Genomic DNA, 14,362 nt, shown 5'->3' with positions numbered 1-14,362 from the left:
CCTTGGGTGTTTAAATTAATTCTGGGCTGTTAAGGTGATCCGCGCGAGCTCGCGCTCACCTTTGGTTTCCAACGGCAGTACAGTGGTCTCGAGTGGTAGTGTTAGAGGGAGGCGTAATACTTCGCGCCCGCCAACTTCACGCGACGCTTCAACATTCAGCACATAGTCACCGGCCGGTAATGCACTTAAGACGCGATTCAGTTGGCTATTGATCGTATGGGTACCCGGCCCTTTGGTCGCTCCGGTTACGCCATCAATCGGTAAGTCCAACGAGCGCCCGCCGCGACGCCACCATTGGCGCATATCCTTCAACCACTCCTTGCCCTCACCATCGCGCATCGCGATGTCGTACCAAACGGCAATGTGTTCCGCTTGCCGCTGACTGTCTTCAAGCCATACGGCAACGTATGGCGGGTGATACTCAGCAACATCAAGACGCGGCAGTTCAATCTCTAACTGCACCTCAGCAGCAGCAACTCGGCTGAGACTTAATAACGTCAACAAGGTCATCAGGGTGACGTAGCGTTTCATAAAAATTCCCTCTTTCGACTTAAACAAATACTAATAACAAGACCGTAGGAATCACCACTCCTAATGCGGTCACAGGCCAGGTCATGGCGCGGTGCTGTGACTGCTTCAGCAAGAGCTGTAATCCAGTGATGCAAAACACCAAACAAGCCACTGAAAAAATATCGAGAAACCAGCGCCAAGCGCTGCCGGTATCGCGGCCTTTATGCAGATCGTTGAAATAAGCAATCCAACCGCGATCAGTGCCTTCATAGATAAATTCACCAAGCTCAGCGTCAATCGCCAACCAAGCGTCGCCACCAGGACGCGCCATCGCGAGATAAAATTCAATACCGTCCCATTGCCCACGCTGGTCAGCAGCAATGGTGACCTCATGTGTGGTTTGGAAGTAATCGCGTAACTGTGCCGGCAGTACCACGTCACCCTCAGGTAAGCGCTCCAACTGGGCGAGCAAAGGCGCTGCGATAGGTGCTTCAATGGTGACCACCTGATGCTGGCCTGGAATGTCCGCAGCATGGTTTAAGGTGATGCCGGTGATGGCGAACATCGCCATCCCGACCAAGGTAATGGCACCACTGATCCAGTGCCATTGCCTTGCGCTACCGAGCGAAAACCGCAGTGCCATTAGAAGTTCACCGTCACGCCAAGCCAGAAATTACGGGCTTTATCTTTCACGTTGTAGTCATCGGTGAAAACCACTTCACTGACGGCACCACGTCCTGTCACATACTCATACTCGCCATCGCCGTTCAAATCGGTATAGGTTGTGGTGTACGAGGTAAAGTCGCGGTCTAGCAGGTTGTTCACACGTAAGAACACTTGCGTATTCGGGGTGAGCTGATAGGTGGCACCGAGGTTCAGTAAGCTATAGCTTTCATAGTAAAGCTCTTGCGCGTGGACACTATCGTAACCACGGTAACGATCTGAGCGTACTTCAGCTTGTAGGTAGGTACGTAAGCGATCATTCACGTCCCAATTCAACCAAAAGTTCGCCATGTGTTCAGCGGTATTGGTCAGTGGCAAGCCTGCTTCAGCGCCACTCTTTTGCTCACTGTCGGTCCAGGTATAGTTACCACGCACGGACCAATCCGCAGCGATGGTGTAACTACCCTCAACTTCCACGCCCTGCAAGTCCACTTCATCAATATTGATCTTTTGACTGTAGGTGTCATACCCCAGTTGGTCGTACTCGCCTAAGTTGACACACGGCTTCGCGCCACCGGTTTGCTCACAACTTAAAATGGTGTCACCACGGGCAATCTTGTCTTCGAACTTGGTATTGAAATAGGTGATATTGAAGTTGTGGTCGCCTGACATTGAGGTCCAATACAAGGCAACTTCTGAGTTCACGCTGGTTTCAGGTTTTAAGTCTGGGTTACCCGCAAATGGGCTCGTACCTTGACCACCAAAACCCGTGACACCGTCATATAAATCGGTCGTTTGCGGGGTTTTATAACCGGTACTTACACCACCTTTAACGGTCCAGCTTGGCGACAAGTTGTACACCGCATACAAGCGCGGTGACGTCTGACTACCAAACACGTCATGGTCGTCATAACGGACACCAGCAGTTAAGGTGAAATCAGCAATCGGCATCCAGTTGTCTTCGACAAACAGCGAGTACATTTTTTGCTCTTGTACCGCACCAGGCGCACCGTCTTCCATCCCGAACACACCGTCTTTTAGCTCACCATCAATGACTTGGCCACCGAAGACAAAGTTGTGATATCCGGCAAATCCCTCGACAGGCATGTTGAACTTCACATCAAGGGTATATTGATTGCTATCCAGCGGCCGCTCAGGGCGTGGTAAGAAGGTTGCTTCGGCGATATCGCGACGGGCGTCTTCAGTGAGTCCAACGTAGTCACCGGTACCGTCGTACATTTGTTGCAACAATAAACGCTCGGCAACAGTCAACGGCAAGGTTCGGCCATTGTTTTGGGTATCGACATACGAAAGGGAAATCATGCTGGAAGCAAAACCCCAGTCCGCGTCGTGTGAAAGCGACCACCAGGTGCGATCAAAGGTTTGATCGGCAGCATAACCAGCGCGCGGCATCACTTTTCCGCCACGGCTTTGCCAAAGCGATTCAATACTGTCTTTGGTGCCCAACGGATAGACAATAGCGCCCGTCTCAACGTTGTATTCTGGCGTGTTGTCGTAGGACTGATGAGAATCATCAAAATCGAATTTAAAGGCGTGGTTTTCGGCAGGTGTGAAAGACAACGAAAAGCCGTAATGCTCATCTTTGTTGTCAACCGTACGGCCACCACTGCCAAAACCGAGTTCGCGAATATGTACCTTGCCATTAGGATCGGTCGCTGGGGCAAATTGTGGTGACGACGCTTGCTGGTCGTACAGGCTGCCACGCAAAGCAAGGCTCAAGGTATCTTCAATGATCGCCCCCATCAGGCTGATATCGGTCGTAAAGTCATCACCAAAGTCATCATCACTTTGTACGCTGCGACCAAAGCTCACCGAGCCGGTCCAATCTTTGGTGTGCTTTTTGGTGATCACGTTAATGACACCACCAAGGGCATCCGCGCCGTACAAGGTTGACGCTGGACCACGAATAATTTCAATGCGATCAATGGCGGCCAGTGGTGGCATATGATTAAACGCGTTGCCACCAAAGTTATTAGGATAGATGTCGCCGTGATTGTTTTGACGTTTGCCGTCGACCAAAATCAAGGTGTATTCGCCGGTCAAACCACGCATGCTGATACTGCCTTGGCCGGTTTTATCACGGCTGGTACCAATATCGATACCTTCTTGGAATTTCACTGCATCAAGCAGCGAGGTAAACGAGCGTTCTTTAAGCTCTTCTGCAGTAATCACTGAAATACTTGCTGGAGCGTCGGTCAGCTTCTGCTCGAAGCCCGTCGCCGTGACGACAATACGTTCCACACCGTCGGGAACGGCGCGCTCTTCCGCCAGCACACCATGGCTAGTTACGGCAGCAATGGTCAGTGCCAAAGCACTGGGTACGAATCGGTTCATGTCTATCCCTCTGTAAGCGTTTCATTTTTATAGAGGGCGCTATGATACAAACAATATTATTGAATGTAAATGATAGTGATTCGCATTTGCGGGTATAATTTAACGCTTATGCTGTATCGTCGCTTGGTACCTTGTCATCAAAACTGATCTCGGAGACCTGTCCTGCAGTGCCTTTATAGTGGCTAAACCACAGCTGTAAAATCGCTGTCACGCCGGGAAACTCGCGTTGTAGTTGTGTAACCGAGCGCAGATGCCCAAAGGTTTCCTCGGTACTAAGCACCGCCAGGTACTTATCATCTTGTTCACCATTGTCGAGCATTCGCATGCGCCCGATAATACGTACCGGCAACTGACTCCCACGTGGCAACGGATCGCCTAAGATCAGAACATCTAAAGGATCCCCGTCGCCGCCGTCAGCTTTTGCAGCAAGTGTTTGCGGCAGGGCACCGTAGTTCGCTGGGTAGCCCAAGTAGGCGATACGTCGCGGCTGTTGATTCGCAAACTCCCACTCTAAAAGCTCCGGCTGCTGTTTACTGAGCTGCCATTTCTCTCGCGTACCGGCCGGGATTTCGACAATCGCTAACCATTCATTCTCGGCTTGTGGCCCAGCGCTTGCGGATAGCACCGGCTGTGTGTACGCCGCGGCCGGTACCGTCGTCATCGGTTCACCTGCACTACAGGCAGTGAGAAGGCCAGTTACAGCACATAGAATTGCTCGCATAGATGCACCTATCTATTAGAAACCAAAGCATTAACTTAACGCGTGACTGTGACAAGCAGGTGTCACTATCGCAATATTTTCGCAACACTGTAACCAAGCTGTCACCGCAAAGGCATCCTGCTGTCACAAAACCTTCTTACAATCCGCTCAAAACCTAACCCGAACTTATTACACGGTTACAACAATTCAACTCACTCAAAAAGGAAGTTCACGATGCGTTTATTCAAACAGCACCGCCCTTCAGTACTCGCTAGTTGTGTTCTTGCGGCCTTGGTAGCCCCCGTAGCTTCGATTGCTTACGCTGCGACCGCGGTCAACGGCTACGTGTACAACGCAGATGGTGCGCCACTGGAAGGTGTCAAAGTTACGGTGAAGGGGACCGCACACAGCGTTTTCACCGATAGTACCGGACGCTATCACTTGCGCCAGCTCAACCAAGGTGCGCAAACTTTGGTCTTCGAGTACATCGGTCTACCTGAGAAAGAAGTTACCGTGCAAGTCAGTGCTGAAGCCCAACAGGTCAACATGCAACTGGGCACCGAAAGCAGCATCGAGCGTATTCAGGTAACCAGTCAACAAGAGGCCAGCAACCGTGCTCTCAATGAGTACCGCGCTGCCGACGCCATCACTAACTTCATTGCTGCCGACGATATGGGCCAGTTTGTCGATCAAAACGTCGCCGAGTCGTTGCAGCGTATCCCAGGCACCACCCTCGCCCGCGACCAAGGTGAAGGTCGCTTTGTCAGCATTCGTGGTATCTCACCGGGCTTGAATACCGTTACCTTAAACGGCGTGCGCATTGGTACTCCAGAAGACAGTTCACGTGCCGTCGCGCTTGATGTGATTCCAACCGGCTCCGTCGAGAGTATCTCGTTAGTCAAAGCGCCCACAGCGGATATGCCAGGTGACGCCTTAGGTGGCGCTATTGACGTAAAGTCGCCATCGCCGTTTGATCGCAAGGGTGGTCAAGTACGCTATCGCGCGGAAGGTTCGTACAACGAACTCAGCGGCAGCACCAGTCCAAAGTTACAATTCAATGCCAGTGATGTGCTGAACGAGCAGTTTGGTTATGCCTTTGGTTTGAACTATCAAGATCGCGAACTGGAATCAGATAACCTCGAAGCTGAATACGATGAGGTTGATTTTGGGGCGGATGAGGTGTTCTCCATGATCGAGCTGCAGCAGCGTAAATATTACGTTGCCCGTGAACGCACCGGCGCCAATGTCAATTTAGAATACCGGCCGAGCGCGAACAGCCGTTTGTTCTTTAACACTATTTATAGCGAGTTCGTTGACGCCGAAACCCGTCAACGTAGCATTTTCTCATTTGAAGACGGTGATTTGCTGGAGTTTACCGGCACCAGTGGCCGTGCCGACCTCCCCGCCGACAGTATCAAACGACGCATTCGTTTCCGCACCAAAGAGCAAGACACCCTTGCCATGAACCTTGGTGGCGAGCATCACTTTCAAGCATGGAGCCTGGATTACCATGTCGGCTACTCGAAAACCCGCGAGCGTGTGCTTGACGAAAACGAAGGCCGTTACGAATACCAACACGATGATCTTACTGCAGCGTTTGCATTTGGCGATGGCTTACCGTCGTTCGCACTCTACGAAGGCGATCAACTGAGCCAGCGTCACCTCGATAATGCCAATTTCGTCCTCGACCGCGCAGTACTTGAACCGAAAATCATTGACGATGATGACTACGCCTTCGGCTTTAACGCTGAAATTCCTGTTGCCTTTGGCATCCCTTCATTAACGCTGAAAACCGGTGTCGATGTGCGCATGAAGGAAAAGATGGCCGATGTTGCGGAACTTGAGCTGCGCGATGTGCCAGCGGCATTACTTAGCGAGATTACCAGCGCCATGCCAGACTACTCACTCGGAACCTTAGGTGATGGTATAAGCAGTGCCGACTACATCGCCTACTACCAAGCCAACCGAGATCTCTTCAAAGAGCGCGGCAAGGACGTCGACGAAAACCGTGCTTTAAGTGAAGGCCAAGACTACAGCGCCGACGAAGATGTCTACGCCGCTTACCTGATGGGAACCTTTGACTTTGACGCGACCCGGGTCATTGCTGGTGTGCGTGTTGAGCAAACCAAGTTCGACGCCAGCGGCACTGAAATCCTGTTCGACGAAGAAGGTGAGCTCATCGTCGGCGAGCGTTTTGCCAAAACCGATTACACCAACGTGTTGCCAAGTTTACACGTCGTTCATGACCTCAGCGAAGACCTGAAGCTACGTGCAGCTTGGACCAACACCATTGCGCGTCCAAGTTTCGGTGATTTATCGCCGCGCGCCGAAATCAACCTTGAAGATCAAGAAGTTGAACTCGGTAACCCTGAACTCGAGCCGTACGAAGCGATGAACTGGGACATGATGCTTGATTGGTACTATGCTCCAAGCAGTGTGCTGTCGGCTGGAGTGTTCTACAAAGACATTGATAACTACGTGGTGGATACCGTCAGTCGCGACGTCGCCGGTTTCGAAGGTTTTGAAGTGGAACGCCCAACCAACGCGATCAGCGCCTCAGTCAAAGGTTTTGAAGCCAACTGGCAACACAGCGTGATGGATGGCAGCTTAGAAGGCGTGCTCTTTGGTGCCAACCTGACCCTACTGGATACCGAACTTGCGCTGCTTGAGCGCGAAGGCGAGAGTTTTTCAATTCCTGAGTCCGCAGATACCACCGGTAACCTTTTCATTGGTTATGAACGTGGCCCCCTCAGTACCCGCTTAAGTGTCACCTATCGCGACACATCGCTGAATGAGGTGGGTGATGACGCGCGTTACGACATCTATACCGCAGCGCACACTCAAGTCGATTTGACCGCTTCTTACCGCTTCTCAAAGCAACTTGAACTGGTCGTTGAAGGAACCAACTTGAACGACGAGCCGCTTGAACTCTATCAAGGCAGCAAAGGTCACACACTGCAACATGAAGTGTACGGCCGCACCTTCTCGATTGGGGTCAAAGGACGGTTCTAATCCAACCTATGAATGCAAGGCCGTGACATCCGTCGCGGCCTTTTGCGTTAGAACCAAACAAAAACAATCATCGCCACCACAGTAATGCGGATCACGACGTCCCACCAACAACTATAGGTGGGCACGATCACTCGCAAAGTTGGATCAGTAATGGGCATGGGTTGGAGTGCAGACACATTGGCGCCTCCCGTATTGCCGAGCGGTACCCAGCCCAAAACAAAGCCCGGCACCACAGCGAACAGCCGCAGCACTTGCCCGAACACTTCCCGTCGATGACCTTGCCGCAGGCCACAACGCAGCATCCACCAATGTGACTGCCAATGCGCGAGCACATTACGCTGCCCGAGGACATGCGCGCGCTCGAGCAACTGAAAGGCCTGGGCATAATTGTGCGCAGCAAAAGCTACTTTTGCGTCACGCATGGCAAGACGATAATGCAGACGAAGTAACGACGCCATGTTAAGTTTTCCTATACGTTATGAAGGATCGTCATTAGAGCAATGCTGACACCCATCGTCTTGGAAAAACTGGCTACCTTGTAAAATGTCACTCGGGCTAAGCCCGAAGTTTTCACGCACATAGTTGGCAAAGTGAGCAGCATCATAAAAACCTGCTTGCACCGCCACATCGGTAAGCTTACGCTGCGGTTGCTCGGTTAACAGCCGAAACGCGCGACGAATTTTTTGCCACACAATAAACTTCCGCAGCGGTACGCCAACTTCCGCTTTAAACAAATGCAAAAAGCGACTCTCAGACAAATCCGTCAACGCCGCCAATTGCGCGGCACTGATGTCATCCAAAGCGTCAGCTTCACGAATGCTGGCAAGGGTTCGCTCCACCCGCGGATCAAAAGTGGCGTTAAACATGCCCAGTTGCGCTAGCAGCTGTTCAAGCAACTCAGGTGTCAGCGGCTGGCGGGCAAGGGTATCAACCCATGCAGCTAACTGTTGCTGCGAACGTAAGACTGCATCGCTGTCCATCAGCACCGTTAAAAAGTGGCCCTGTTCCGTCAAAAACTGATGTGTGGTTAAACTTGGAATAAAGACTTGAGCAACCTGTGAAGCCACCCCCGCGACCTCAACTTCGAACGGCTGACCGTCGAGCGCAATGGTCCATTGATGAGCTAGGTGCCGGTGCGGGTCAGTATGCAGCCGCTCGGTGATAGCGACCGTACAAAAATCATGCAGTTGAATGGTATTCATCATGGCTAAAGTTATAGCTTGTTCTGCTTGGTGTTGCTAGCTCTCATAGTGCTCTTGCACAAACTGCACAAACGCCTCGGGCGCAAGCGGCCTGCTGTAGTAATAGCCTTGCACTTGATGACAGCCAAGTTGCTCCAGCACACGCCATTGCTCAGGGGTTTCCACCCCCTCGGCAAGGGCCGTCATATTTAAACTTTTCGCTAAGGCAATAATACCCTTCACTATCGCTTTATCGGTGGCATTTAAATTCGCCAAGTCATCCACAAACGACTTATCGATCTTCAGCTTATCCAAACCAAAACGCTTCAAATAGCTAATCGACGAATAGCCCGTACCAAAATCATCCAGCGACACACGAAAACCAGCAGCCCGCAAATCGGTAATCGTTTGCAATGCTTGTTCGGGATTCTGCAGCGCCACAACTTCGGTCAGTTCGAGCTCAAGTAACTTCGGAGAAACGCCCTCTTGCTCAGTGACCTGAACGAGACTCTGCACCAACTTAGGGTCATCAAAACGGCTGGCAGACAAGTTCACCGCCACCACTAGCTCAGGTACCCCTTGCTCGCGCCAGCGACGTAATTGCTTCACCACTTGGGTAAACACCCAACTGTCGATATCAGCGATCAAGCCACAACGTTCCGCCATTGGGATAAAACGGGCAGGAGACACGACACCAAGTTCACTCGAATGCCAACGCAGTAGGACTTCTGCACCGATCAACCGATGGCTCGGAACCGCTGCTTGTGGCTGATACACCAACGAAAACTCATCACGTTCTAACGCAAAATTAAGTGCATTAATTAGCTTTAGTTGTTGTCCGGCGTGCGAATGGCGCTCAGGGGTATAGAACTGAAAGTTATTGCGCCCGCGGTTTTTCGCTTCATACATAGCAGATTCGGCGCGTTGCAACACCTCATTGGCACTGCTTTTATCGGCAGCAAACAACATGACGCCCATTGATGCTGTAACCACTACCTGTTGCTCGTCAACAACCAAAGGCGCTTTCAGGGCTTTTAACAGCTGCATTGCAACTTGGGCAACGGCTGAGGTTTTCACGCTAGGCAACAAGCACACAAACACGTCACCGGTTAACCGATAGACGTGTTTCGTATCCTCAGCAAAGTGACGCAGGCGTTCAGCAACTTTCTGCAAAACAATGTTGCCGTTCTCCGAGCCTAAGGCGTCATTAATCAACTTAAAGTTATCTAAGTTCAGATAAAACAACGCACTGCTAGGTAGCTTTTGCCGGACAAAGTCGCTTTGATAATACAATTCATAGGCGGTGCGATTCGGTAACCCTGTGAGCTGATCGAAATACGACAGCTGATGGATTTTTTCCTCATTTTGAATCGCCTTGGTGACATCATTTTTATAGGAGATGTATTTATACACCCGCCCTTCTTGGTCTTTAATTGGGAAGATGGTGGTCTGCTCGACAAACTCCACCCCCTGCTTGGTTCGGTTGATGAGCTCTCCCGACCAAGGCTGGCCACTATGCAGGCAACGCCACATCTCTTCAAAAACCGCTTTCGAGGTTTTGCCAGCACTGGTCATGCTAGGGTTGTTGCCCATCAACTCGTACTTGCTGTAGCCACTGCTCTCAACATAGGCCTTATTCACATAGTCAATTTTGGCATCGGTATCGGTAATTAAAATCGGGTTGGGGTTTTGCTCAACGACCAGCGATAACATTTCAACGGTTTCATTTTGCTGAATACGACGGGTCACATCACGCGCGCTCACTAGGTAGGAAGCGATATGCGTTTCTAGATTGTCATGACGCCCCACCGACAGTTCAAAGTGACGTGCCCCACCTTCGTGCGGCAAGGTCACCACAACGCGATAACTGAGCGACTGTTGCCGTGCTTGTTGCATAGCATCGAGTAATTTTTCCGTCACGGATGGCGGAAATACATCGCGTACTGAGCGACCGATATAGTCAGGATTCGTCAGTATGCCTTCATCGTTACTCGAAAAAATTCGTAGCACAATGCCCTGAGACGACAGCTCAAATACGGAGTCTGGCAGGGTAGCTAACGTCGTCGCTAATTGGCGTTCCGCCTGATTCACTTCTTGATAAGGACGAGTTACCGTCTCAACGTAAATGGCACGGTACAAAAATAGGTAGGCAATGATTTTGTAAATGTGACCAAAAAGGTTGTAGGTGTCCGTCACATCGGCATACAAGGTAAAAAAGTACTCACTGACCGCCGCCAGTAAACACACCACCACCAAAGCGCCGATATTGGCGCTTTTCGGGAACTGTAAATGCAGACCAAACAACAACGCTGCAGTTAAAAACAGCGCAATCAGCACATACTCTGTGTAAATCTTAAAGGGCGTTAGCCCGACACCTTCCACAAAGGTTGCTGGCAACCAGTGCGGATAAAACACCACAATATGGCTCAGCAACGCCGTTAACCCCACAAAACCAATAAGGGTTGGGTACGCTGGTAAACGGCATACCCGCCACCACGGCCGAATCGCTAACGCCAGTAAGGCCAACGCCGAGCACAGCCGCGCCAGCAACCAAAAATGGATAGCTTTGTCCGGATCGGAGGGGGTAAAATAATGCGGCATGCCTTTGTAGGACAGCACATGGCTAAAATCAAACATCCCCACCACCAGCATCAAACACGCCAGCAGTAGTAAATTATCATTCCTATGGTACTTGCGCGTGTTCCAGACAATCGCGAAAATAAGCACCGCAACACAGATAGCGATGACTTCGAGGAAGGAGTGCAGGGCAAGGTAGTTATCTTCGCTGTGCCACCAGTCGTTTGCTTTCACGACCACGACACAGGCAATAAAAAGCATCGCCCACAAAAATGCGTAGGACGCGCGCTTTAAATCGCTTAAATGACTGGGGTGAATCCATCTTCGCATTGATGACAACTACGTAACATACCCATATGGTTCGTAGGTGTATAGTGCTAGAGCTGGCCCAAACAATCAATGAATTATTCGCATTAACTTGCTCGGAGGAGCTCACATGGCTAAAGCGCAAGCACTACATATTTTGGTAAAAACGCAAGCCGAAGCGATTGCGTTAAAGAAGCAACTCGACGGCGGCGCCCGTTTTGCAGACCTAGCGCGCAAACATTCGCTTTGCCCGTCGGGCAAAAAAGGTGGTGACTTAGGCGAATTTCGCCGTGGCGATATGGTCCCCGCCTTCGATAAAGTGGTGTTCGGCAAGCCGACCCTCGAAGTGCACGGCCCGGTGAAAACCAAGTTTGGCTGGCACCTGATTAAAACCTTATCGCGCAGTTAACCACTGACCATGAAAAAAGCGCTACCGTTTTCACAGCAGCGCTTTTTGCGAGTTACTCTGGCTTCATGGTGCCAGTTTGCTCAAACCGTTCATGCCAGCTCAACGCTTCACTCAACAAGTGCGGCGTGTGCATGCCACGACCACTGGCGCACGCGCGCTCATAATAATCGAGCAGTTGCGCTTTAAAATCTGGGTGCGCGCATTTGTTGATCACTTCCAACGCACGTTGACGCGGCGACAAACCACGTAAATCCGCCAAACCTTGCTCAGTAACGATAATTTTCACGTCATGCTCGGTATGGTCAACATGCGACACCATTGGCACGATGGCAGAAATTTTGCCGTCTTTGGCCGTTGACGGCGACATGAAGATCGACAAATAGCCGTTGCGAGCAAAGTCACCTGAACCACCGATACCGTTCATCATTCGGGTACCCATTACGTGGGTCGAGTTCACGTTTCCGTAGATGTCGGCTTCGATCATACCGTTGGTAGCGATCACGCCCAAACGGCGCGCCACTTCAGGGTGGTTACTGATATCTTGTTGACGCAAGATGATCTTCTCGCGGTACAACTCAATATTCTCTTCAAACTCGGCAATGCCATCTGGGCTTAGCGAGAACGACGTTGCTGACGCAACCGACAAGGTACCTGACTTCAACATTTTCAGCATACCGTCTTGAATAACTTCGGTGTACGCCGTTAGGTTTTTATAAGGACCACTATCAAGCGCTTCAAGCACAGCATTCGGAATGTTACCGACACCTGACTGTAACGGTAATAGCTCTTTCGGCAGGCGGCCAAGTTTGATTTCACGATCAAAGAACTCAAGAATGTGCTCAGCAATTTTGCGTGAGGCATCATCTGGCTTTTTAAACGGCGAGTTTCGATCAGGCGAGTCGGTCTCAACCACAGCGACAACTTTCTCAATCGGGCAACGCAAATAGTGCTCACCAATGCGCTGACCCGCTTCGGTCAACATAATTGGCTTACGATGTGGCGGCAACGCGGTACCGTAATAAACATCGTGCATGCCTTCCATGCGCAGTGGTTGCTTGCTGTTCACTTCTAAAATGACTTTGTCAGCCTGTTCAATCCAGGTTTTGTTGTTACCGACAGAAGACGATGGGATCAACGAGCCATCTTCACGGATACCGATGACTTCAATCACCGCAATATCCATTTTGCCGAAAAAGCCTGACCACGCGTACTGCGACACTTCCGATAAGTGCAAGTCGGTGTAATTCATGCTGCCGGTGTTGATGCGATCACGACAGATAGGATCACTTTGGAACGGCAAACGCAATTCGATGCCATCCACTTCAGCCAATTTACCGTCGAGCTCAGGCGCTGTAGAAGCACCGGTCAGTACATTGATACGAAACGGCGCAGCGCCGGTCGCATTGTGCGCTTTAATGCGTTCAGCCAACGCACCAGGTACCGCTTTTGGATAACCTGCGCCAGTAAAACCACTCATTCCCACGGTAGCACCCGCTGGGATCATCGCTGCTGCTTCATCAGCCGACATGACTTTCTGTTGCAACTGCGGACATAAAATTCGAGATTCTGTAGACATGAGATGACCTAAATCGTTAATTCACAAGACTGCATTCTTTGCGTATTAAGTTAGCCATGCAGACGCATAAAGCCCGCTATTCTAGCCCAGAGTGTTAAGAAAAGCCTAATGTTCAGGGCTTTTCGAAGGGGGTTTACGACCAAAGTCTAATACGACTTAGGCGCTTATCCCGCCAAGGATTCGGCTAAAAAATCGATAAATAACCGTACCTTAGCTGACAAGTTTCGATTCGGTGTGTACACCGCCCAAATACCTTCGCGTTCATCACGATACTCCGTTAAAACTTCCTGCAATGCACCTGAGGCAATGCGATCCGCGACGTAATACTCCGGTAATTGCACTAACCCCAGCCCTGCACAGGCAGCATCAAGCAAGGCGACTCCCGAGTTACAGCGAATACGCCCGCTGACCCGCAAGGCTTTACCGCTGCCTTGCTCAGAAAAGCGCCACACATCCACCGAGCCCACCAAGCACTGATGCTGTATGAGTTGCGCTAAGGTCTGTGGTTCGCCATGCTCAGCGAGATAATCTGGCGCCGCGCAGACCAACAGTTGCCGCTCGCCTAAGCGCTTGGCAATCAAGGTCGAGTCTTGCAAACGGCCAAGACGAATCGCGACATCGATGCCGCTATCAACCAAATCTAAGGTCTGGTTGGTTAAGTTTAAATCGAGATCCACCTGCGGATACTGCTGCAAAAACCGATGGGCCAGCGGTGCCACATACTTTTCCCCATAGGTCACAGGTGCCGTCACTTTCAACACACCGCGTGGCTCACTTTGCATTTGCGTAACCGCCAGCTCGGCATTTTCAAGGCCTTCAACCAAATGCTTGCACTGCCCAAAATACACGCGCCCGGCCTCAGTTAGCGTGACTTTGCGGGTGGTACGATGCAGCAGCTTAACGCCGAGGCGCTGCTCGAGTTGCGACACGCGCCGACTGACTTTAACGACTGTACTCCCAAGCTTATTCGCGGCCGCAGTAAAACTGCCAAACTGCGCCACAGCCACAAACTCACTTACGCCTTCCCACTGTGCCACGCTCTGCTCCTTCGTCTCGTAACCGGCTTATTATTT

Annotated in this window: 11 protein-coding genes; 2 read left to right on the top strand and 9 right to left on the bottom strand. The window is 51.1% G+C overall.

Features of this window, described 5'->3' with window-relative positions:
- Positions 1-15: 15 nt before the first annotated feature.
- From G535_RS0102450 to G535_RS12710, 4 genes are all read right to left on the bottom strand, one after another.
- Positions 16-531, bottom strand: a complete 516-nt coding sequence (locus G535_RS0102450; RefSeq protein ID WP_026860612.1) for a DUF2271 domain-containing protein — start codon at positions 529-531, stop codon at positions 16-18.
- Between the two features lie 19 nt (positions 532-550).
- Entirely contained in the window at positions 551-1,153 is a 603-nt protein-coding gene (locus G535_RS0102445) for a PepSY-associated TM helix domain-containing protein (protein WP_034727360.1), read from the bottom strand.
- Positions 1,153-3,528 (bottom strand): TonB-dependent receptor domain-containing protein, encoded by a 2,376-nt coding sequence (locus G535_RS0102440; RefSeq protein WP_026860610.1) that lies wholly within the window; start codon positions 3,526-3,528, stop codon positions 1,153-1,155. The genes G535_RS0102445 and G535_RS0102440 overlap by 1 nt, the downstream gene beginning before the upstream one ends.
- Before the next feature lie 106 nt (positions 3,529-3,634).
- Complete coding sequence (locus tag G535_RS12710; RefSeq protein WP_084616758.1) at positions 3,635-4,249, bottom strand: inorganic diphosphatase; 615 nt, start codon at positions 4,247-4,249, stop codon at positions 3,635-3,637.
- A gap of 213 nt (positions 4,250-4,462) precedes the next feature.
- Between G535_RS12710 and G535_RS0102430 the strand changes: the two genes are divergently transcribed.
- Entirely contained in the window at positions 4,463-7,240 is a 2,778-nt protein-coding gene (locus tag G535_RS0102430) for a TonB-dependent receptor (protein ID WP_026860609.1), read from the top strand.
- Positions 7,241-7,287: 47 nt separating this feature from the next.
- Here the strand turns inward: G535_RS0102430 and G535_RS0102425 are convergent, their stop codons facing one another.
- The 3 genes from G535_RS0102425 to G535_RS12700 are packed head-to-tail and all read right to left on the bottom strand — an operon-like array spanning position 7,288 to position 11,328.
- Positions 7,288-7,698: a DUF3703 domain-containing protein gene (locus tag G535_RS0102425; RefSeq protein WP_026860608.1), complete on the bottom strand. Its 411-nt coding sequence runs from the start codon at positions 7,696-7,698 to the stop codon at positions 7,288-7,290.
- 18 nt (positions 7,699-7,716) lie between these two features.
- Positions 7,717-8,445 carry an AraC family transcriptional regulator gene (locus G535_RS13790; protein WP_051206909.1) on the bottom strand — a complete coding sequence of 243 codons (729 nt, stop codon included), beginning with the start codon at positions 8,443-8,445 and terminating at the stop codon, positions 7,717-7,719.
- A gap of 33 nt (positions 8,446-8,478) precedes the next feature.
- A complete protein-coding gene (locus tag G535_RS12700) occupies positions 8,479-11,328 on the bottom strand; it encodes a bifunctional diguanylate cyclase/phosphodiesterase (protein ID WP_084616757.1) in 2,850 nt (949 codons plus the stop codon).
- Between the two features lie 106 nt (positions 11,329-11,434).
- Between G535_RS12700 and G535_RS0102410 the strand changes: the two genes are divergently transcribed.
- On the top strand, positions 11,435-11,713 hold the full coding sequence (locus G535_RS0102410) for a peptidylprolyl isomerase (RefSeq protein WP_026860607.1): 279 nt from the start codon (positions 11,435-11,437) through the stop codon (positions 11,711-11,713).
- 52 nt (positions 11,714-11,765) lie between these two features.
- Here the strand turns inward: G535_RS0102410 and G535_RS0102405 are convergent, their stop codons facing one another.
- Positions 11,766-13,289, bottom strand: coding sequence for an acetyl-CoA hydrolase/transferase family protein (locus G535_RS0102405; RefSeq protein WP_026860606.1), 1,524 nt, complete (start codon positions 13,287-13,289; stop codon positions 11,766-11,768).
- Positions 13,290-13,453: 164 nt separating this feature from the next.
- Positions 13,454-14,326 carry a LysR family transcriptional regulator gene (locus G535_RS0102400; RefSeq protein ID WP_026860605.1) on the bottom strand — a complete coding sequence of 291 codons (873 nt, stop codon included), beginning with the start codon at positions 14,324-14,326 and terminating at the stop codon, positions 13,454-13,456.
- Between the last annotated feature and the right edge of the window lie 36 nt (positions 14,327-14,362).

The organism is Pseudidiomarina sediminum DSM 21906, from assembly GCF_000423165.1.
Classification (GTDB): domain Bacteria; phylum Pseudomonadota; class Gammaproteobacteria; order Enterobacterales; family Alteromonadaceae; genus Pseudidiomarina; species Pseudidiomarina sediminum.
Note: the sequence above shows the minus strand (reverse complement) of the source record. Positions and strands in the feature narration are given on the sequence as shown.